The organism is Glycomyces sp. TRM65418, assembly GCF_019710475.1.
Classification (GTDB): Bacteria; Actinomycetota; Actinomycetes; order Mycobacteriales; family Micromonosporaceae; genus Glycomyces.
The window spans coordinates 165587-182563 of sequence record NZ_JAJFAX010000002.1 but is presented as its reverse complement, the minus strand read 5'-3'; the positions used below and the strand labels follow the sequence as shown (position 1 = coordinate 182563).

At 67.2% G+C, this 16977-nt stretch carries 22 protein-coding genes; 7 read left to right on the top strand and 15 right to left on the bottom strand.

Translation table 11 applies throughout. The annotated features are described in order from the left end of the window. Positions 1–2: 2 nt before the first annotated feature. The 10 genes from K3N28_RS05895 to K3N28_RS05850 all read right to left on the bottom strand — a co-directional run bounded on the left by K3N28_RS05895 (position 3) and on the right by K3N28_RS05850 (position 6101). Positions 3–1118: a radical SAM protein gene (locus K3N28_RS05895; protein WP_228091560.1), complete on the bottom strand. Its 1116-nt coding sequence runs from the start codon at positions 1116–1118 to the stop codon at positions 3–5. A gap of 76 nt (positions 1119–1194) precedes the next feature. Beyond that, positions 1195–1764, bottom strand: a complete 570-nt coding sequence (locus tag K3N28_RS05890) for a hypothetical protein (RefSeq protein ID WP_228091559.1) — start codon at positions 1762–1764, stop codon at positions 1195–1197. After that, positions 1761–2465 (bottom strand): hypothetical protein, encoded by a 705-nt coding sequence (locus K3N28_RS05885; RefSeq protein WP_228091558.1) that lies wholly within the window; start codon positions 2463–2465, stop codon positions 1761–1763. The genes K3N28_RS05890 and K3N28_RS05885 overlap by 4 nt, the downstream gene beginning before the upstream one ends. A gap of 112 nt (positions 2466–2577) precedes the next feature. After that, entirely contained in the window at positions 2578–3777 is a 1200-nt protein-coding gene (locus tag K3N28_RS05880; RefSeq protein WP_228091557.1) for a sulfotransferase, read from the bottom strand. 25 nt (positions 3778–3802) lie between these two features. After that, positions 3803–4009, bottom strand: a complete 207-nt coding sequence (locus K3N28_RS05875) for a hypothetical protein (protein ID WP_228091556.1) — start codon at positions 4007–4009, stop codon at positions 3803–3805. 25 nt (positions 4010–4034) lie between these two features. Beyond that, on the bottom strand, positions 4035–4280 hold the full coding sequence (locus K3N28_RS05870; RefSeq protein WP_228091555.1) for a hypothetical protein: 246 nt from the start codon (positions 4278–4280) through the stop codon (positions 4035–4037). After that, on the bottom strand, positions 4277–4744 hold the full coding sequence (locus K3N28_RS05865) for a hypothetical protein (RefSeq protein ID WP_228091554.1): 468 nt from the start codon (positions 4742–4744) through the stop codon (positions 4277–4279). Before K3N28_RS05865 ends, K3N28_RS05870 begins: the two co-directional genes overlap by 4 nt. A 136-nt stretch (positions 4745–4880) precedes the next feature. Further along, positions 4881–5198: a hypothetical protein gene (locus K3N28_RS05860; protein ID WP_228091553.1), complete on the bottom strand. Its 318-nt coding sequence runs from the start codon at positions 5196–5198 to the stop codon at positions 4881–4883. Continuing rightward, the gene (locus K3N28_RS05855) at positions 5188–5514 is read right to left on the bottom strand and encodes a hypothetical protein (RefSeq protein WP_228091552.1); all 327 of its coding nucleotides are present in this window, start codon (positions 5512–5514) and stop codon (positions 5188–5190) included. The genes K3N28_RS05860 and K3N28_RS05855 overlap by 11 nt, the downstream gene beginning before the upstream one ends. Next, a complete protein-coding gene (locus K3N28_RS05850; RefSeq protein ID WP_228091551.1) occupies positions 5508–6101 on the bottom strand; it encodes a hypothetical protein in 594 nt (197 codons plus the stop codon). Before K3N28_RS05850 ends, K3N28_RS05855 begins: the two co-directional genes overlap by 7 nt. Before the next feature lie 898 nt (positions 6102–6999). Between K3N28_RS05850 and K3N28_RS05845 the strand changes: the two genes are divergently transcribed. Together K3N28_RS05845 and K3N28_RS05840 are read left to right on the top strand one after the other, a co-directional pair. Further along, entirely contained in the window at positions 7000–7866 is an 867-nt protein-coding gene (locus K3N28_RS05845) for a helix-turn-helix transcriptional regulator (RefSeq protein ID WP_228091550.1), read from the top strand. Continuing rightward, a complete protein-coding gene (locus K3N28_RS05840) occupies positions 7863–8075 on the top strand; it encodes a DUF397 domain-containing protein (protein ID WP_308062108.1) in 213 nt (70 codons plus the stop codon). Before K3N28_RS05845 ends, K3N28_RS05840 begins: the two co-directional genes overlap by 4 nt. Positions 8076–8146: 71 nt before the next feature. On the opposite strand, the gene K3N28_RS05835 is transcribed toward K3N28_RS05840, so the two are convergent. Beyond that, complete coding sequence (locus K3N28_RS05835) at positions 8147–8908, bottom strand: TauD/TfdA family dioxygenase (RefSeq protein WP_228091548.1); 762 nt, start codon at positions 8906–8908, stop codon at positions 8147–8149. Positions 8909–9112: 204 nt separating this feature from the next. Here K3N28_RS05835 and K3N28_RS05830 point away from each other — a divergent pair, with 204 nt between their 5' ends. The 5 genes from K3N28_RS05830 to K3N28_RS05810 all read left to right on the top strand — a co-directional run bounded on the left by K3N28_RS05830 (position 9113) and on the right by K3N28_RS05810 (position 13407). Beyond that, a complete protein-coding gene (locus K3N28_RS05830; RefSeq protein ID WP_228091547.1) occupies positions 9113–9553 on the top strand; it encodes an NUDIX domain-containing protein in 441 nt (146 codons plus the stop codon). Between the two features lie 6 nt (positions 9554–9559). Further along, positions 9560–10849 (top strand): helix-turn-helix domain-containing protein, encoded by a 1290-nt coding sequence (locus K3N28_RS05825; protein WP_228091546.1) that lies wholly within the window; start codon positions 9560–9562, stop codon positions 10847–10849. Positions 10850–10898: 49 nt separating this feature from the next. Continuing rightward, positions 10899–11699 carry a DddA-like double-stranded DNA deaminase toxin gene (locus K3N28_RS05820; protein WP_228091545.1) on the top strand — a complete coding sequence of 267 codons (801 nt, stop codon included), beginning with the start codon at positions 10899–10901 and terminating at the stop codon, positions 11697–11699. Beyond that, positions 11696–12436, top strand: coding sequence for an Imm1 family immunity protein (locus tag K3N28_RS05815; protein WP_228091544.1), 741 nt, complete (start codon positions 11696–11698; stop codon positions 12434–12436). The genes K3N28_RS05820 and K3N28_RS05815 overlap by 4 nt, the downstream gene beginning before the upstream one ends. A gap of 314 nt (positions 12437–12750) precedes the next feature. Continuing rightward, complete coding sequence (locus K3N28_RS05810; RefSeq protein ID WP_228091543.1) at positions 12751–13407, top strand: hypothetical protein; 657 nt, start codon at positions 12751–12753, stop codon at positions 13405–13407. A 229-nt stretch (positions 13408–13636) separates the two neighbouring features. Here K3N28_RS05810 and K3N28_RS05805 read toward each other — a convergent pair whose 3' ends face one another. The 4 genes from K3N28_RS05805 to K3N28_RS05790 form a co-directional block, all read right to left on the bottom strand. Continuing rightward, positions 13637–14620: a hypothetical protein gene (locus K3N28_RS05805; protein WP_228091542.1), complete on the bottom strand. Its 984-nt coding sequence runs from the start codon at positions 14618–14620 to the stop codon at positions 13637–13639. 26 nt (positions 14621–14646) lie between these two features. Beyond that, positions 14647–15312, bottom strand: a complete 666-nt coding sequence (locus K3N28_RS05800; RefSeq protein WP_228091541.1) for a hypothetical protein — start codon at positions 15310–15312, stop codon at positions 14647–14649. A gap of 169 nt (positions 15313–15481) precedes the next feature. Continuing rightward, complete coding sequence (locus K3N28_RS05795; RefSeq protein WP_228091540.1) at positions 15482–16492, bottom strand: hypothetical protein; 1011 nt, start codon at positions 16490–16492, stop codon at positions 15482–15484. Further along, entirely contained in the window at positions 16489–16977 is a 489-nt protein-coding gene (locus K3N28_RS05790) for a hypothetical protein (RefSeq protein WP_228091539.1), read from the bottom strand. The genes K3N28_RS05795 and K3N28_RS05790 overlap by 4 nt, the downstream gene beginning before the upstream one ends.

Below are 16977 nucleotides of genomic sequence, written 5' to 3'. Positions count from 1 at the left end.
TCTTATTCACCTCCCTTCGGTTCTCCGTGCTGGCAGTACATCCCCATGGGGGCTTTGGACTCCTGGTACTGCTTCGCCAGGGGGCGACAGGTCCAGCAGGTACCGGAGATCGCGCACCCGGAGCAGCCTCCGGTGCGGAGCATGAGCTTGTCGGCGACGGCCCCGAGCCGGGTCAGGCCCTCGATACCCTCAGCCATGAGCGGGATCGCGTCGTCGCGGCCGATCTTGCAGATCGAGGCTTTCCCGAACGGGTCGGAGTGGAAGAAGGTGTGTCCGGCGTTGCAACCCTTGAAGGGCTCCCGTTTGCGCAGGTACTCGGCGGACTGGACCTGCAAGGGCTCACCCCCGCCGTAGATGGTCGGGGACATGTTCACGAAGGTGTGGAAGGGGAGCCCGTAGGAGCGTGCCAGGGTCTCCATCGCCTCGACCTCGTGGTCGTTGGTCGAGGTGACGATGTTGTTGGGCTTGATCGGGAGCCCGGCCGCGACGCCGGCCTCCAGCCCCTTGATGAACCGAGCGAACGCGCCCTTCTGCCGGGTCAGTTTGTCGTAGGACTCGGCGGTGGCCCCGTACACCGAGAGCGTGATCGAATACGGCGGGCAGCGCTTGAGCAGGTCGAGGATGCGCGGCTCGTGGAGCCGTGAGCCGTTGGAGGACACCGAGATCATCATCCCGAGCGCGTACGCGCGCTCGTAGGTCTCGATGAAGAGCCGGTCGATCATCGGCTCACCGCCGGTCAGCTGGATGAACACCACACCGGCGTCGCGCATGATCCGCAGCAGCTTCGCCCGGTCGGACCATTCCAGGCCCTCGAACTTCTTCTGGGCGAGGTAGCAGTGCTCGCAGTCGTAGTTGCAGCCCAAGTTCAGCTCGTAGGAGGCGCGGACGTAGCCGTACTTCGAGGGGCGGCGGACCAGGACGGTCGGTTCCAGGGGCGCATCCTCGAGGTCGAGCCCGAAGCTCCGGGCCGCTTCTGCCAGCCATGCCGGGACCGGTTCGTCTCCGGGAGTGGCGAGCAGTTCGTTGTAATGGCCCTTGGGGAGGGTGACACCTCCCTTCCGGCCTGGGCGCAGCAGAAGGTGTTTGCCCATGAACGGGGCGGCGATGAGTTGGTGCATGTCGTTCTCCTGTTTCGAAGGGCGTTGGCCGCTACGCCCGCTCCATCTGAGCGCGGCGGCCCCGGTATGAAGGAAGTCATCGGTTCTCGATCGGGTTGCCATCGCAGGCGGGGCACTTTCGCCAGGCCCGTCGACGGCCCCAGCGCATCAACTGCAACCAGCGGGGCTCGAAGTCCTTGCCTCCGCCTTTGCACGCTTCGCACGAGAAATGCGGGTACTTGTGCTCGCTGAACTTCGCCGCGCCGTAGCGGCTGCCGAAGCCGAGCGCGACTACGGCGATGATGATGGTGCCGGTCGAGATTGGAATGCGAACGGCGTCAGTGGAGGGAGCACCTTGTAGCTGCGCCGCGATCCAGGCGATGAGGAGCGCCCCCGCCGCGATGCCAGCGGCGAGCGCGATCGTGAGCACGAGAGCGATCGCGACCAGGCGAAGGGCCAACTTCACCCTGCGCGGGAGGGGGCGCTTCATCAGACCAATCGCGGTGGCGGGTCGGAACCATGCCCGGCACGAGGGTGCCTCCGGTTGCGGGGCGGCAGCGGAGCCGACAACGGGCGCGAGTTGGCCGCTGCTGACCATCGCCTCATCAAGGGACGGGAGTGCGATCTCCGGTTGGCCGGAGCGGGTGGTGATGTCAGGGCCGCTCATGTCACGGTCCTGACCGTGGCGCGCGAGGTTCCCGCTCGACCGGGGGCGGTGAGCGCGTGTTTGAAGTTGAGGCCTTCGGCGAGCCGTCTCCGGATGGTCGACAGCGAGACGTGGCAGCGGCGATCCTGGGCCCATTCACGGAGGGTTTTCGTCTCGCCGAAGACGGTGTAGCGGGTGGAGGCGTTCCTCGTCCGCAGAGGGAGCGAAATGGCGTCCTCCGCAGTCCATCCCTTCCGGACCCGCTGGTAGATCACCTGGCGTCGCACGGTGCAGCGCCGGTCTTTCGACCACTGGCCGCAGGTCCGCGTCTCGCCCCACGCCGTCACCAGACGCGGCATGGTTGTCCCGCTTCCTCCGCGCGGTGGCGTGGTCATGGCTTGCTCAGGAGTCATCTCCCCGGCGTGCAGGCGAAACAGCAGGGTGGAATAGGGGACGACGCAGCGGTCATCTCGGATCCATGCCTTGGCGGGGCGCGTGTCACCAAATGCGGTGACGAGCAGGCGTTGGTTCTGGCTGGGGCGACTGATGGCCTCCTCCGGCGTCCAGCCGCGCCGCAGCCGCGCGCGGATCACCTCCTCGCGGGTGGTGCCACATTTGGGGTGGGTGAGCCATGTGCGGAGTGTGAGGGATTCGCCGAAGGCCTCGATCACCAGCGGTGTCGTGGCGGTTCGCTGACTGGTTGGCCGATGGTCGGTGGTCACATCTGGGTCTTTCTGATCGGAACGGTCGGGAGGTGGGGCCCGGGGCTGCGGGGTAAGCGACGGAGGTCCAGGGGCGCGGCGCGGCGTCGGGTGTTCCGGCGAGGCTTGGGGGTCAGCCGATGCGGTTGCGGTCGGCGAGGCCGGCGTAGTCGCCGAAGGCGGCGGCGATGTCGGCTTCGGTGACGCCGTACTGGTCCAGGCCGTATTCGTGGCGGCGGCCGGTGCCACGCCGCTCGACGGAGGCGACACGCTCGGCGTCGGTGTCGGTCCATCGCAGCCCGAGCAGGCCGTACAACTGCTCGATCACGGCGAGCGGGTCGGCGGTCAGGAGCGGGTAGGGCACGTCGATGATCTGCGCTGGAGGGATCGTGAGGCGGTCGGTGCGGGCGCGCTCGACCAGCCCGGACATCGTGGTCAAGGCCATGCGCCCGATATCGCGGCGGTCGGCGTCCCCGAGCCGGCGCAGGTGCATCGCCCTACTGGTCTCCACCAGGGAGCAGATCGAGCCCATGACGGTGACCGGGTCGCGGTGCGTCCACACGATCGTCGCGTCGGGGAACTGCGACATGAGCAGTGGCAAGCGGCCGAGGTGTGTGGGGCACTTCAGGACCCACCGCGTCGCAGGCCGCCCGTACTGGAGGACCTGCAATCCTTCCTTCAGGTAGGCGTAGTCGGGCGCGAAGTCGTGCTCGGTGCGCAGCCAGTGCTCGTAGGCGGGCATGGGGGCGCGGGCGAGGTGCTGCTCCCCGTGGGGCAGGAAGAACGCGCATTCATCGGGCAGGGTCGCCCGCTGGGGGTGGATGACACGCATGGCCGGAGCCAGCCGGGTGACCATGCTCATCGCAGCGTCGACGCTGCGGATCACCTGGCGGCGTTCGTGATCGGGCAGGGCCAGGCTGGTGTGCATCAACTCCCACAGCTGCGGGCCCCGCACCCCTTTAACGCCAGCGAGGATGTGGTGGGTCAACGTCGTGGCGGTCCGCGGCAGGCCGACGACGATGATCGGTGCCCTGATCGGGGTGCGACGGATCTCGGGGTACTGGTCGAGCAGGCCGCGGATGCGGGCGCGGTTGCGCAACCGCCCTTCGACATCGGAGTAGAAGGAGAACCAGCCCAACGGTGACAAGTTGTCGACGGCGGCGGCCTGGCCCAGCAGGACCCGCATCCCCGCGTGGAAGCCGGGGTCGGCGGCCTCGTCGATGTCATGGCGGTCCAGGAGCCGGTCATAGGCCGCCCCGGGGTCGGTGCGGCGCTGGAAGAGCCGGAGCACGAGGTTGATCGCCGGGAGGGTGCGAGAGGTGCGGCGCAGCATGGGTGTGTGCCTTTCGGGTTGCGGGTCAGGGAAGAAGTGAGGCGAGGTAGCCCCAGGTGCAGAGGCCGACGGTGCCGACGCCGAGGGCGATCCAGGCGAGTTTGTTGAGCCGGATGCGGATCTTGGCGCGGTTGACCGTCCCGAAGCGAGCGATCGCGATGAGGACCAGGGCGACGCCGAGGATGGCGCCAGGGACGGCCAGGAGGTCGGTGTGGAGCTGCTGCATGGTCATGTGGGTGGGTTCGTTTCCAGTGGTCCTACATAGGGCGGTTGCCGATGGGTGGGCGGCGGCGCTCGCGGACGAGGGCGCCGGCCCACAGGGCGCATCCGGTGATGCCGAGGGCGCAGACGGCGACGCCGGCCAGTGCCAGCGGTCGATCGATCGAACCGTCGAGGCCGCCGAGGGCGGCGGTGATGCCGAGCCACACCAGCGTGGCTGCGGTCAGGACCGGCAGGGCGAAGCTGATGACGGTGACCAGGCGGGAGACGCTGGCGGGTTTCATAGCGCCTCCAGCGAGAAGTGGCACAACGGCGCGGCGCTGGCCTTGGGCGGGTGCAGGGAGATGGGGCGGGCAGCGACGGCGCGCAGGAGCGAGTGCCCAGCTCCGGTCAGTTTCACGCCGTGGTCACCGAGGACGGCGGCTCTGTTGATCAGCGATGCCAGCGTTTCGATCGCATCGCGCAGCGCCAGGGTCAGGTCTGAGCCGGGGCGGACGCCGATCGTCTCGGCATCGGTGTTGAACGTGCAGGTGATGCGTCCGTCGGCGTGGACGCTGATGCAGCAGATCGGGGTGTTCGAGCAATGCACGCCGTCGACGTCAAGGTCGAAGTGCTGCGTGCCGTCGTCGTCGGCGGCGTAGTCGACGCAGAAGCGGTAGTGGCCCAGTTCGATGCTGGCGATGCGGGCGCGGGTATCGATGGTCTGCGGTTGACGGACGGTGGTCGGTGCGTCCTGGAGTTGCTGCATGGGTGTGGTGTTCCTGTCGATGACGTTGGTGGGAGGGTGCGGCGACGACTCGGGACCTGCTGGGAGTAGGTCGCCGTGATCGGGGTCGTCGCCGCACCCCGCTTGTGGTGCGGCCGGGTGGCGTCTCGGCGGTCTTCTAGTTCCAGAGCTTCGTGGCGTGGTCGCTGAGCGCCTCGCGTGCGTCGCATCCGTTCGGGTCGAACGCATTGACGCCGAACTGGTCCCGGTAGCGGTAGTTGTGGGAGACAACGCGCGTGCCGCTGGGGAGCCGGGCGACGTTCGCCACCCAGTGCCCGGTCGCCTCTTCGGTGATGGTGACCAGGCTCGGGCTGTACCGCGTGCCCACCAGGTCCAACCCGGCGATGGTGGCCTTCAGCGTGGGCCGGTCCGCGCCGCTCTGGCGCGATCGCTCGTCCTCACTCGAGAGCCCGGCGGGTGATAGGTCACTGGGCATCGGCTGGTCCCTGCCAATCTCGGGAGGCGTTCCGGTGCTCCTCCTCGACGACACGCGCCTTCCAGGCGAGGTAGAGCAGCACGATCTCGTCTACTGCGACGCTCGATTGGGTGTCGTTCCAGTTCGACGGCAGATCGAAGCGAGGTCGTCCCGAATCGAGGCCGGAGGCCGAGGCGATGTCCCGGCCGTGCTCGGGATCGGGATAGACCCTGGAGACGGCCACGGCATCGACCTCAGGTACGGCGTAGACCCGATAGCGCCGGACGCGGTCCCCGAACTCCAGATCCAGGCCACCGATGTGAATCCGCGTCACCACGTGCGCACCTCCTCGGCGCGAGCAGCCACCGCCACATCCCAGACATGGACCCCCGCAGCAACCATCAGGTCGCCGGTTGCCGCATCGACCCGCTCGACCCATGCCTCGGCCAAGCGCAGCACCGCGCGACCGGTGTCCTCGATTCGAGCGACCTGGGCGACGAACACCGGCTCGCCGGCCACGATCGTGTAGAGCGTGACCCACCGGGCCGCCGCGTTCGGCGTGAACGCGACCTGCGTGCCCCGGACGTTGAACCACTCAGACTCGGGACCCGGTAGACGCGGCACCAACGACAGCGCATCAGGATCAGCGGTGAGGAAGTGCAGCCTCCTGGCACACCTCCTGAGGGTGTTGCAGCGCCGGGACAGCAGCGAGCCGAACCCGTTGGCAAACCAGACGACCGGCCTCGGAGCGTCGAACCTGCGCACTTCGCAGACCAGGCGATCGTCCCTGTAGGCAGTGTGGACGGTGACCAGATCGATGCCCGGCCGGGTGCGAAACGCCAGCCGGACCACACCGCCGCCGGGCAGGCGGACGCCGTGCACCTGCTCGACCGGCGGCGCATCGGCGGTTAGCGTGCGGACCACAGCGAAACCTCCAGCGGTGCCCGACCGGCAGTGGAATATGGTTCCTCTGCGGTCATGCTCCTCACCAGCTCCCGCTCGATCGGGTTGGTGGGCTGCGCGCCTGGCTCGACTACGGTCGCTTGCCCTCGATACGGTGGTGGAGAGTTCGGGGCGGTTTCCGGTTCGGGTGCGGCGCTCTTCTTGGAACGGCAGGAGGCTCGATCGGCTTCAGGGGCCGTGATGAGCTTGGCTGCGACCGCCGCGACCACCACCGTCTCGCTGGCGTGTGCAAGGAAGTCGGCCATAGCCGCCAAGCGGCCGGGACAGCCGGCCTCGTGCCAGAGCGCATCGCAGCTCCAGCAGCGCTTTCTGCCGAATCCCCAGAGTCCTCGGGAGTACTGGGAGTGGTAGTCGAGTCTGATCTGAGCTTGGTGCGCGAGGACTTCCGCGCGTAGCATGGATGCAGCCATCGGAGCTCATACCTCCATGGTTTCTGAGGTGGCCCGACCGCGATGATCCTCCGCCAAGAAGATCCCATCGCAGGTCGGGCCACCAGTTTTATGTGGTGGGAATGAAGTTGTAGGGCCCGCCCGTCCCACCTTCCGCATGTTTCGGACGAGCCCCGGGCCGCTCGCGGTGGACCGACAGAACCCTGCCGGACTGCGAGTCATCAGCACCGCTCAACACGCGACCCTGCCTGTAGGCAACTGTGGCAACCACAACCTTCACATCAGTGATGCGAGGAGTGAGGGTTGTCATGATTACACTCTCACACAAGTTACATAAAAAAGCAAGTAGGCTCTGGGTCTACGCCGAGCGTTACGCTGCACCCCGCCTGCCTTCTGATCGGCAGCCTTCGGGGATGATGTCGGGGCCACCATGTCGCAACAGCAACCATGCTTTTACCAGGGAGAACGTTGTGGTCAAATCCAATCCGCCGACCACCCGAGCTCGCTATATCGCGAGCCTCATGAGGGAAACTCGCGAGAAGCGGAAGCTTAAGGCTGCTGGCGTCGCCGACCACCTCGGCAAGACGGCGGCCACCATCAGCCGGTATGAGTCTGGGGAATACCCCATACCCGGTGACACCTTCATCGATCTTCTCGACCTCTACGGCATCGACGATCCCATCGAGCGGGCGAGCCTGATCGAGATGAACGAGGACGCTCCAAAGCGAGGATGGGTCGACGGGTTCAAGCCATACATCCATAACCTCGCCAACAACGTCTGGATGGAAGGCGAAGCCACGAAGGTTCAGATCCTCGAACTCGTGGTGGCACCCGGCATCACCCAAACTCGGAATTACGCTCATGCCCTGATCAGTAACGGCCCGAACAAACATGACCCCACGGCCGTGAAGCGTCAGGTGGAAGCCAGGTTGCTGCGGAGCAGGATCTTGGAGTCTCCGAACGCACCCGAAGTCGAGCTGCTGATGCACGAAAGCATCCTCGATCAGCGCGTCGGTGGTGATGAGGTCACGGCCGAACAGCTCGAACGTTTGCTGGCCGTTTCGGGGCTGCCAAATGTCACTCTGCGACTGCTGCCTCGCGAGAGCTGGGCGCATCTTGCCGCCGGGATCGTTGTTGGGTATACCGTGTTCCACCTGCCCGAACCGCTGCCCTCCGTGGTGTACATCGACAGCTCCGCCGCCGCGATTTACGAGGAAGACCCTGACATAGGATTGTTCAAGGACACCTTTGATGCGCTCATGGCCGACGTCGCCCTTAGCGCTGAGGTCAGCACGAAGCGTATCGCCAAAGAATTGAAGGACGTGAAACCGAAATGAACCCGATGGCCGCTGACCAGGGGGGTTGGCGCAAGAGCACCCGGAGTTCCAGCTCCGGTAACGGTGACTGCGTCGAGGCCCGCAAGAGCCACACAGGGTTCCAGGTGCGCGACTCGAAGCTGGGCCAGGAGTCGCCGGTCCTTGACCTGGCTGAGCCCGACTTTCTCGCACTGCTTTCCACGGGTGATGGCGACGTCGAGGCTGGCTAGTCTCCTCCCCTAGACGTTGCGGGCGTGCCGTTAGGGCGCGCCCTTGTTTCTTGCTCCGCAACTCAGGCATCTCACGCCCTCTTGACAGACTGTCTTGCGGTGTGGATTGCTTGCAGGGCGGATTCAGGTGGATCGAGGCGATCGCCTATGAGGCGGTACATGAGCCGTTCACCATTGAAACCGGTGCGACCGTGGAGCCAGCGCATGTTGTCCACCAGCACGCCTTGGCCCTGCCGGAGCATGTAGCGCTGCTGGCGCCTCGCGACCGCGGCACGCAGCCGCTCCCATGCCCACCGGTCTGCCGGTTCGAGATGGACTAGGTCGTCATCGCGGTATCGCAAGGTGATCGAGCCGGGAGTCGTTTCCTCGAAGACCGGGGCGCGCTGGCCGGCTATTCCGAAGCCGACCGCCTCGGGGCGGCTCAGGACGGCGAGCGCTCCAGGGTCGGTGGTCGCGAGGTCTCGCCGGACGGCGTCGCCGTTGACGAGGATTGTCTCACCTCCGCGCGGCGCGGGCCGGGCGCAGACCAGAAACAGCAGTTGCGGCGGGCGCGGCAGGCTCGTGCCTTCCGTGTGCGGCGCGACCCCTTCGCGGCTGAAGCCGATCCCAGCGGCCTGCGCCTGGAGCCGCGTATCGGGGCGGATGTCGGTGATGCTGTCGAGTTCGGCGTCTCGGTGCGTCCGTGTGCGCATGTGCGCGGCCGCGGCGGTGGTGAGGTCGTCGCGATCAACGATCCCTTCGACCGTCGCGATGCCGTGCGTGCGCAACGCGGTGGTTACGGCGCTCGGGTCCCAGGGATCGACGCGGAAGACCTCGAAGTCGAAGTCCAACATGGGCAACACCTCCTCGCTCCACTCTCGGGGGTCAGTACAGGACAGGGCAAGAGGCGCAACTTGACGATCTGTCAACCAGGCTCCTGTCAGGGCTCGGGCAACTTGACAAACTGTCAACTCCGCTGGGGTTCTCGGAGGTACCGCTGTGCGGGGGCGCGTGTTAGCGTCCGAATGACCTGATTCCACCACGATCTGGGAGTGCTCATGGCGAGCGAATCTGACGACTTCAGCTGGCAGCCAGCGCGTTTCCCGGTGTCGGTGAAGGGCGTGACGATCTGGAATGACCAGGTCTTGCTGCTGGAGAACGAGCGACACGAGTGGGAGTTGCCCGGCGGGAAGCTCGAAGTCGGCGAGACTCCGGAGGCATGTCTGATCCGGGAGATCTACGAGGAGACCGGCTGGAGCACGGCGGTTGGGAGCATCCTGCATAGCTGGCTCTACCACATTGAGCCCGCAGACCGGCCCGCCGTTGATGTCTTCGTAGTCGTCTACGGCTGCCCGGTGCTGTCCGATCAGCCGCCCCAGGTCAGCAACGAGCACAAGCGCGCCCAGCTCTGGAAGCCGTCCGAGGTGCCTGGGCTGAACATGCCCGAGGACTACAAGACGGCGATCGCCAAGTGGTGCACCGAGCTGGGCCTGGAGTGAGGCCCCATGGCGCTGGTCTGCGGCACCTGCGGCACCGAACTCCACGACGGCTCGCCATGCGTCGCCTGCCGGGCTTCAGGCGGCCAGCCCCTCGACCTCCCAGGGACTTCAGCGAGCCGCATCACCATTCTGCCGTGGCTGCGCCCCGACGCCCAAGCCGCGCTCGCGACCGGCCACCTCTCGCGCATCCTCACGGCCTGGAGGAAAATCACCGGCGCGACACAGGCCGAGGTCGCCAACGACCTGGGCTACACCGACAGCTACATCTCCCAGATCGAGCACAGTCGCCGCGACATCACCAACGTCGGTGAACGCCGCCGCATCGCCGAATACCTCGGGATCGCACCGCACGTCCTCGGCGTCACCGACCAAGAGGACGCCGACTACCGCGGCATGCTCGCCTTCGGCGAGTCGACCCTGCGATTGGCCGGCATCGCCCGCAACGCCGGTCGCCCCGCCGCGGCCCTCAACGAATTGTGGCCGCTGGTCCTGCGCCTGGAAGACCGGGTGCAGCGAGGCCACGTGGAGCCTGCCATGATCTCGCTCCTGGCTCGGGCCCGCAGCGCCCTCGGGGTGTACCTCGGCGACATCCTGCCCGTCCAGGCCCTCTCGATCTCGGCGCAATGGACCGGTCGGGCGCTGCAGCTGACCGAGCATCTAGCGGATGCTGATCTCCACGCCCAAGCACTACGCTCGCACGGCAACGAGCTCCGCAAAGCAGGCGACCTCGACGGAGCGGTGCGCAGGCTGCGACAAAGCGCGGCAATCGCTGGAGATGGCATGCGACCGACGGTGCTGGTCGCCCTCGCCCGCGCCGCAGCTGACGCAGGCGCTGATGATCTCTTCGATACCACCGTGACCGATGCCCAACAGCTCGCCGCCATCGCGGCTCCCTCTCCGCTGTTCAACGAGGAGATCGTGGCCGAAGTACGCCTACGTGGACTGCTGCACCTCGGCCGCCGGTCCGAAGCCGCAAACGCCTTGTGGCGCCAGAGCGAACGAGCCCCAAATTCCGCGCCGCAATGGCAGGCGATAGCTCTGATCACGACCTGCGAAGCCCTCGCCGCCACCGGGGAGACGGCCGACGCCGCGCGACTCCTGCCCGAGGCGATCACTGCTGCCAGAGCCTGCCGCCTGCCGCAGCAAATTCAGCGAGTCATTCGCGTCGCTACCGGCGTCCGCGGCCTCGAAGACATCGCGGAAGAAGGGCGACACACCTTGCACGAATTGGCCGGACCGGATCGTCCTTCGCCAGCGAGTCCTGCCACACGAGCGCTCGAAGGAACCACGCCGTGACCCGCTCCTAGGCGATCAAGCCGCGCGACTTACGCAGGGAATCCCCGCCATGCCCTCCATCGACACCCTCATCACCACGATCCGGTCCATGATCGACCGCTCCCGCGAACTCCTCACGCAACTCGGCAACACGAAGGACCAGATCGCCGAGGTTCGAGGCCGGGTTGCCGCTCTCGGCTTCGAGAACTGCGCGGCTCTCCTCGACACATTGAGCGACCGTATGGGGGAAAGTCAAGCACAGGCAGTTGGAGTTGGCGAGCGGCTTGAAGCGGCGCTGGCCGCTGTTGAAGGCGCACGCGGCCAGGGTGGCACCGGGACCGCGGGCAGCAACAAGGCAATACCGGCAACCCCGACCCCATCGCCGGAGCCAGATCGGCCGTGGTCGCGGAATTCGCCCGTTCCGAACTTCCGACCCGACCGGCCGAACCCAACCTGTATCGAGGAGACCCGCCGCGTCGGCTGGCCGATCAACCGCAACGGCAGAGTCTCGGCCCGCGGCAGACTCTACGACCGTGACGGCCGTCCGATCACCGGCACCGTCCAAGCAGGGACAGGACCAGCCGACCATGCGCGCGACCTCCGTGAGCCATGGGCGAGCGACGAGCGAATGACCACCCGCTGGCACATCGAAGGCCACGCCGCCGCGATCATGCGCCAACATCAAGTGAAGGAAACCGTCCTGTGCATCAACATCCCGCCGTGCGGATCGGAAGACCAGGACCAGTGGCGGTGCGATGCGAATATCGCGAAAATTCTCCCGCAGGGCAGCACCCTCCGCATCTGGGCGGCACGGCAAAATGGCTATACGGAGCGCTTCATTTACCGCGGCACTGGGGAGGCCTTGAAATGACCGAGCACCAGGTCACAGACGACCCGACCCTGCTCGAGGCGCTCCGCGCCCGTGATGAGGCCGGAGTCGACTCGCGGGAGCTCGGTCGGTTCGCGGTCGAGGAGTTGGGAATCGAGCCGCCACGGCGTCGCAGCGACGGCAGTGTGCCCTCGATTGTCATGCAGTGGCCGCCCGGTTCAGACTTCGAGGGACCGGGGACACCGGTGTGGGCGCTTGATCTGGGCGAGACCGACCCGGACGACGACCGCGACGAGACTGGGTCCGGTTGGAACTTGAGCGCCCCGGTCCCCGGCGCCAGCCAGTTCGATGCTGTATTCGTAGTCCAGCACGACATCAATTACGAGCCGATAGCCGACCCTGACGACCTCTCCGGGCTCTTCAATGAGGACGCCGAGGTGCCGAATCCTCAAGGCACACATGGCATGAGCTACCTCGTCGGCGTCCAGGACTCCGCTGACGAGGACCAGCCGATGCGCGAACCGGTGCTCCGCGTCGACCTCGACCCCGAGACCGGCGCAGGCGCGCTCCGTTGGCTTCCCGACGACCTGGTCGGAGTCGAGGAGGGGTACACCCCGCAGGTGGTCATCGTGAGCGAAGCCTCTACCGAACCGCTGGTGTGGGTCCCGACCTCGATCGCACGCGTCTCCTATGAGACCGCATGCACCGCAGCCGAGCGGTACGTCGCCACCGGATCACTTCCCGACAACGTGACCTGGGTCAAGGCCGAGGAGCACTAACCGGCGCCTCGGAGGACCATCCACGCTGCTACTAGGCTTTTCGGAATGAAGACGGGCCTCCCGCGGCCCGCTGAGGTAGGTCTGGAGTGCCTCGTGCCGAAACTCGTACGTCGCTCCGACGCGTCGCAGGATGCCTCGGTCGTGTGCTTGCTCGAGAAAGGCCATGGCCCGCCATGGCAGCCGGCGCCTTCCAGGGGCACTGAGCACCCCGCGGCTCGTACGGGTGCGACTCGACGACCCGAGGTAGGGCAGCTGTTGTGAGACTGCCGAGCCAACCTACTGACAGTTCCTGTTGAGACGCATACTCTCGCAGCATGGGGCAGGTGGGAGTGGGACTCAGCGGCCTTGCGATCGCGATCGTCCTGTGGCGGATCGCCGATGTTCTCGAGCCTGCGAATGCATTGGCGGCTGGGAAGTCGCGACGGATGCAATGGTGGGCCTTGACAGGTGTGTCGATGGCTTCGTTGGTCAGCGCGGTAGCGATGGCGCACGTGGCGCCGCTTCGGCCTGCGTCTGTCGCTTTCGTGCTGCTCGCGGCTGCTGCTCCGGGTCTGGCATCGATCGATGTGCGTTCGATGCTGTTGCCGTTCCCGATCCTTGCGGTCCTAGCTGTCGCAGCTCTCGCGCAGTTCAGCATTGACGCTTGGTGGTCAGGCAGCGCCGGACGTCTGGGGCAGGCGGTTCTCTCTGGGCTGGTCGTCGCCGTGCTTGGGTGGATGTGGTGGAAGGCGGCCGGTGACACGGTAGGTCTTGGAGACGTCGCGCTGTTGGGCGTCGTCGCGCTCTATTTGGGATGGTTCTCGATAACAGCGGTCTGGGCGGGCCTCGTGATCGCGTGCCTGCTCGCCTCGATGTCGCTCTTGCTTTCGCGAATCGGGCGCGAGCCGAAAGCGTCCCTGGTGCCGATGGGGCCGCCGATCCTGGCCGGGTGGTGGGTGGCGACGGCGCTGGCGGCCGCTGGTGGGGGGTGATCGCGTTGAGCACTCGCGAGAGCGCTCATGCCGGTGTGGTGGGACACTGCTCAAGATCGGTTCCGCGCCCATGTCCGCCGCCCCGTCGCCGCTTCTGCGGCGTTGGTGCCGCATCGAGCACAGCACTGGGTAGCGGACCCAAGTCACTCCCTAGTGGACTATTCAGGTAAAGAGCAAGGGCGACGTGTGCGGGACCGGAGCCCCGGTCCCGCACACGCCTGTGCGCTGGTCAGCGTCGCCAAGTGGCGATCAGTTCGACGAGTACCGCTTTACGGTTCGTGTCGCGGTCGGGTCCGAGGCTGGCCGGGTCGTGCTCGGCGACGGCGAATTCGATCTGGTGGTTTCGGTGGGAGCGGCGGAGCGTCCACAGGTCGATGTGGCTGGCGACCGTGTCCTCGGGCCCGGGGATCCAGTCGAGCGGGTTCATGACTCGGACTTGGAAGTGGTGCGCTCGGAACACCTCCCAGTATTCGCGCACGAGGTCGTCCCCGGAGATGAAGACGATGTCCACCGGGGCTTCGGGCAGGTCCCGGTTTCCAGGGAGTCGTCCGGCCAGGCATGAGCAGAGCTGCCATGGCAAAGCCATAGCCGCATCCTGCCGGAGGTAGTCGGTGTGTTCGTCCATGGCGTCGGCGAAGTCGCCAGGCGCGGCGGTGCAGGGAGCGGCCGCGGTGACGGTGCTGGTCCTGGGGCAGCAGGGTTGGTGGGCGGTGACCGCGACGGCCGGGCCGGAGTCACTGGCAGTCCCGGCTCGGCCGGGTCGGGCCGAGAGGTGCGAGAGGTAAGCGATCTGCCCGGGCGCTGGCGGATCGATGACAGGTACGCCGTTGTGCCCGCGGGTGAAGCACCAGTGGTGGCCGGCGAAATTGACGCCGCCGACCTCGTGGACGAGTGCAGCCAGGCCAGTGGCGATCTCTTCCAGGCCCTCGCCCTCGAGTCCGTCGTCGAACGCCGCGGCGGCGTCGCGGATCTGGACGACGTTGGCCCGAGTGCGGGCGTCGAGACCGTGGGGCCAGATCGGGGCGGTCCGGTTCAGGTAGGGACGCAGCCGCTCCTGAAGTGCATTGGCGAGCGTACCGGTGAGGTCGGTCCACGGATCGGTGATCGTGGTCGGCCCGGTAACGCGCGGGTCGCCGATGAGCGGGACGTCTTCCTGGAAGCGCTCCTGACACTCGATGGCGCAGAAGTACAGGCTGGAGCTGGCCGCAGGCATGGCCCGACCGCAGGTGGCGCAGGTACTCACCGGTCATCCTCCTCTTCGGTGTTGGTGTCGGTCGGCTGGTCGTTCGGGCTCCAGGTGCTGGCGTCGTCGAAGCCGGGCGGGGTCGGGGCGCCCAGTGTCGGCGTAGACCAGTGGCTCATGGTGGTGAGGGCGGCGGCCCGGTCGCCAAGGCGGGCGGTGGCGGCGTCGAAGACGTCAGTGAACTCGACGGCTTCGACATCGTCCTCGAACAGGGCGATCGCCAGGTCCCGGATTCGGGAGAGCCAGGCATGGAAGACCACAGCCTGGTCGTTGCGGGTGTAGGCGGCCTCGCACAGCGGTAGGAGGCGGGCGGCGCGGATGATTTCGTGCAGCGGGTCGACCGGCTCGGCCCAGGGCATATTGCGTTCGAGCAGGAACCGTTCGAGGTTGAGCAGGTCGAGGTGACGCTTGGCGGGGTCGCCGGTCAGCGACATGCCCCAGTCGCCGCTGTCAAGCCAGATCTCCCGGCTGGGCCCTTCAATGCAGTCGTGCCGCCAGTAGGTGAGGGTGGCCCAGTAGGTCGGTGCGCCTTTGGCGTCGAAGTAGTCGTTGTCGTCCACGTCCGCCACCAGTGCGATCGGGTAGCGGAGGCGTGCAAAGACGCAGCCCCAGTCGCGGATGATGGTGGCCTGGTCGCAGATGACCAGGTTGTCCTCGTTCATCGCGGAGTCCTTTCAGAATCGGTCCGATCAGGCGATCGGCGTGGTGTTGTCCGCCCAGGCGTCGAAACAGGCCCGGGGCCTCGGGTGCTGCGGCGCTCGGTCTGGTGACCGGGCGCAGCGTGAAAGCCCGGGGCAGGCAAGGCGCCTGCCCCGGGTGGATCGGGTTGGTTCAGTGGCGGGTCCCTCGCAGCGCTTCGAGGAGCGCGGCGTAGGTGGCGTCGACCGGCGCGAATTCGGTGTCGAGCACCGTCCGCGGGTGGATCTGCCAGTCGGGTCGGGCCTCACCGTGGATCCAGGCTCCGGAGTGGAGTGCGGCGTCGGTGAGGGCGACCAGGTGCGCGGTGATCGGTCGGTCGTCGACCGCGACGGTGGCGACGGAGCCGTCGTCTGGGTCGTGGTGGATGACTGTGCCGATGCCGGCCAGGTCAATGACCGGCACGGGCGGGTTCGCCGTGATCTCGGCGATCACCGACCGGAGTGCCGCCAGCGGCCCCGCCCCGGCCCTGACCTTCGCGCCGACGCGCTTGGCCAGGTCGGTGGCGGGCAGGGCCTCCCAACCGCTACTGGTGCGCACGATGACGAACACCATGTGGAGCCCTGCGGCCATGCACGCATCGAGCCGGTCGGCCAGGCACACGCTCAGCGCCACCTGGTCGTCGCCGACCAGCCGTGCGCCCTGCCCGGCTTGGACCAAGACCGCCGCCAGCAGTGCGGACAGCGCCTGGTGCTGGCGGGATTCGGGTGCGGTCTGCTCTGGCGGGGCGAGCACCTCCCAAGTCGGCGCCGCTGCCTTGGCGTTCCAGGTGACGGTGTGGATCCAGGCGTCGTCGAAGACCGCGTCAGCGATGCACACCCTGCCGTGGTCGGCGTCGTCGATGTTGCACACCAGCGCGATCCCGCGCAGTGCCCCGCCGCCGGGAGCGCCATCGGGAGGGAGGGCCCTGGCGAGGTCGGCGGCGGCGTCGAAGATCGACCCGTAGGAGACCTCGGTGATCGCGGCGCGGGCGTCGAAGGCGGCCTGGAGCGCCCGGGTGAGGCCGGGAAGGTGCGCCCAACCCGTCCGCCCCTCACTCGTGGTGATGCAGCCCAGCAGCGCCCAGCCGCCGTGAGGCTTACCGATCAGGTCGGCCATGGCCGTGCGCAGCGCGGTGCTGCACGCTTCGTGGAAGGCTCGGCTCATCGTGCACCTCCCTCGGCCCGGCCGGTGAGGGCGTTGAACAGGTCGGCGAGCGCGGCGAGGTAGACGGCGCAGTCCTCATCGTCGACGTCGGCGACCGGTTTGACCTCCCAGACCGGCATCGCCTGAGCGTGCGGCCACAGGATTTCGTGCGACCACCCGTCGACCAGGGCGAGCAGTGAAGCGACGCGGCCCCGCGATCCCATGTGGGCGTGTCCGATCAGGCCGAGGCCGATCAGGTGCTCCTCAATCTGGGTGTGGTCGTCGGTGCGGAGCTCGGTGACCAGCGCGTCGAACGCGGCGAAGATGTCGAGTCCGGCCATGCGGTGTTCGACGAACGTGGCCGCCAGGTCGTCCATGAGGGCGACCTGGTACCGCCTGGGGAGGTCCCACACGGCGACGATGCCGCCCCGGCAGGTGGGCATGGAGTTGGCGAGTGTTTGCCGCAGGGCGGCGTTGATCTGCTGGTGCGTGTCGGCATCGAGCAT

Excerpts from the sequence above, each read along its gene's own strand:
- K3N28_RS05815 (WP_228091544.1), top strand. The coding sequence starts at position 11,696 with ATGACCGAGCACCAGGTCACAGACGACCCGACCCTGCTCGAGGCGCTC.
- K3N28_RS05875 (WP_228091556.1), bottom strand. The coding sequence starts at position 4,009 with ATGACCATGCAGCAGCTCCACACCGACCTCCTGGCCGTCCCTGGCGCC.
- K3N28_RS05830 (WP_228091547.1), top strand. The coding sequence starts at position 9,113 with ATGGCGAGCGAATCTGACGACTTCAGCTGGCAGCCAGCGCGTTTCCCG.
- K3N28_RS05870 (WP_228091555.1), bottom strand. The coding sequence starts at position 4,280 with ATGAAACCCGCCAGCGTCTCCCGCCTGGTCACCGTCATCAGCTTCGCC.
- K3N28_RS05860 (WP_228091553.1), bottom strand. The coding sequence starts at position 5,198 with ATGCCCAGTGACCTATCACCCGCCGGGCTCTCGAGTGAGGACGAGCGA.
- K3N28_RS05835 (WP_228091548.1), bottom strand. The coding sequence starts at position 8,908 with ATGTTGGACTTCGACTTCGAGGTCTTCCGCGTCGATCCCTGGGACCCG.
- K3N28_RS05825 (WP_228091546.1), top strand. The coding sequence starts at position 9,560 with ATGGCGCTGGTCTGCGGCACCTGCGGCACCGAACTCCACGACGGCTCG.
- K3N28_RS05810 (WP_228091543.1), top strand. The coding sequence starts at position 12,751 with ATGGGGCAGGTGGGAGTGGGACTCAGCGGCCTTGCGATCGCGATCGTC.
- K3N28_RS05790 (WP_228091539.1), bottom strand. The coding sequence starts at position 16,977 with ATGCTCGATGCCGACACGCACCAGCAGATCAACGCCGCCCTGCGGCAA.
- K3N28_RS05880 (WP_228091557.1), bottom strand. The coding sequence starts at position 3,777 with ATGCTGCGCCGCACCTCTCGCACCCTCCCGGCGATCAACCTCGTGCTC.
- K3N28_RS05890 (WP_228091559.1), bottom strand. The coding sequence starts at position 1,764 with ATGAGCGGCCCTGACATCACCACCCGCTCCGGCCAACCGGAGATCGCA.
- K3N28_RS05895 (WP_228091560.1), bottom strand. The coding sequence starts at position 1,118 with ATGCACCAACTCATCGCCGCCCCGTTCATGGGCAAACACCTTCTGCTG.
- K3N28_RS05865 (WP_228091554.1), bottom strand. The coding sequence starts at position 4,744 with ATGCAGCAACTCCAGGACGCACCGACCACCGTCCGTCAACCGCAGACC.
- K3N28_RS05795 (WP_228091540.1), bottom strand. The coding sequence starts at position 16,492 with ATGAGCCGAGCCTTCCACGAAGCGTGCAGCACCGCGCTGCGCACGGCC.
- K3N28_RS05840 (WP_308062108.1), top strand. The coding sequence starts at position 7,863 with ATGAACCCGATGGCCGCTGACCAGGGGGGTTGGCGCAAGAGCACCCGG.
- K3N28_RS05805 (WP_228091542.1), bottom strand. The coding sequence starts at position 14,620 with ATGCCTGCGGCCAGCTCCAGCCTGTACTTCTGCGCCATCGAGTGTCAG.
- K3N28_RS05820 (WP_228091545.1), top strand. The coding sequence starts at position 10,899 with ATGCCCTCCATCGACACCCTCATCACCACGATCCGGTCCATGATCGAC.
- K3N28_RS05800 (WP_228091541.1), bottom strand. The coding sequence starts at position 15,312 with ATGAACGAGGACAACCTGGTCATCTGCGACCAGGCCACCATCATCCGC.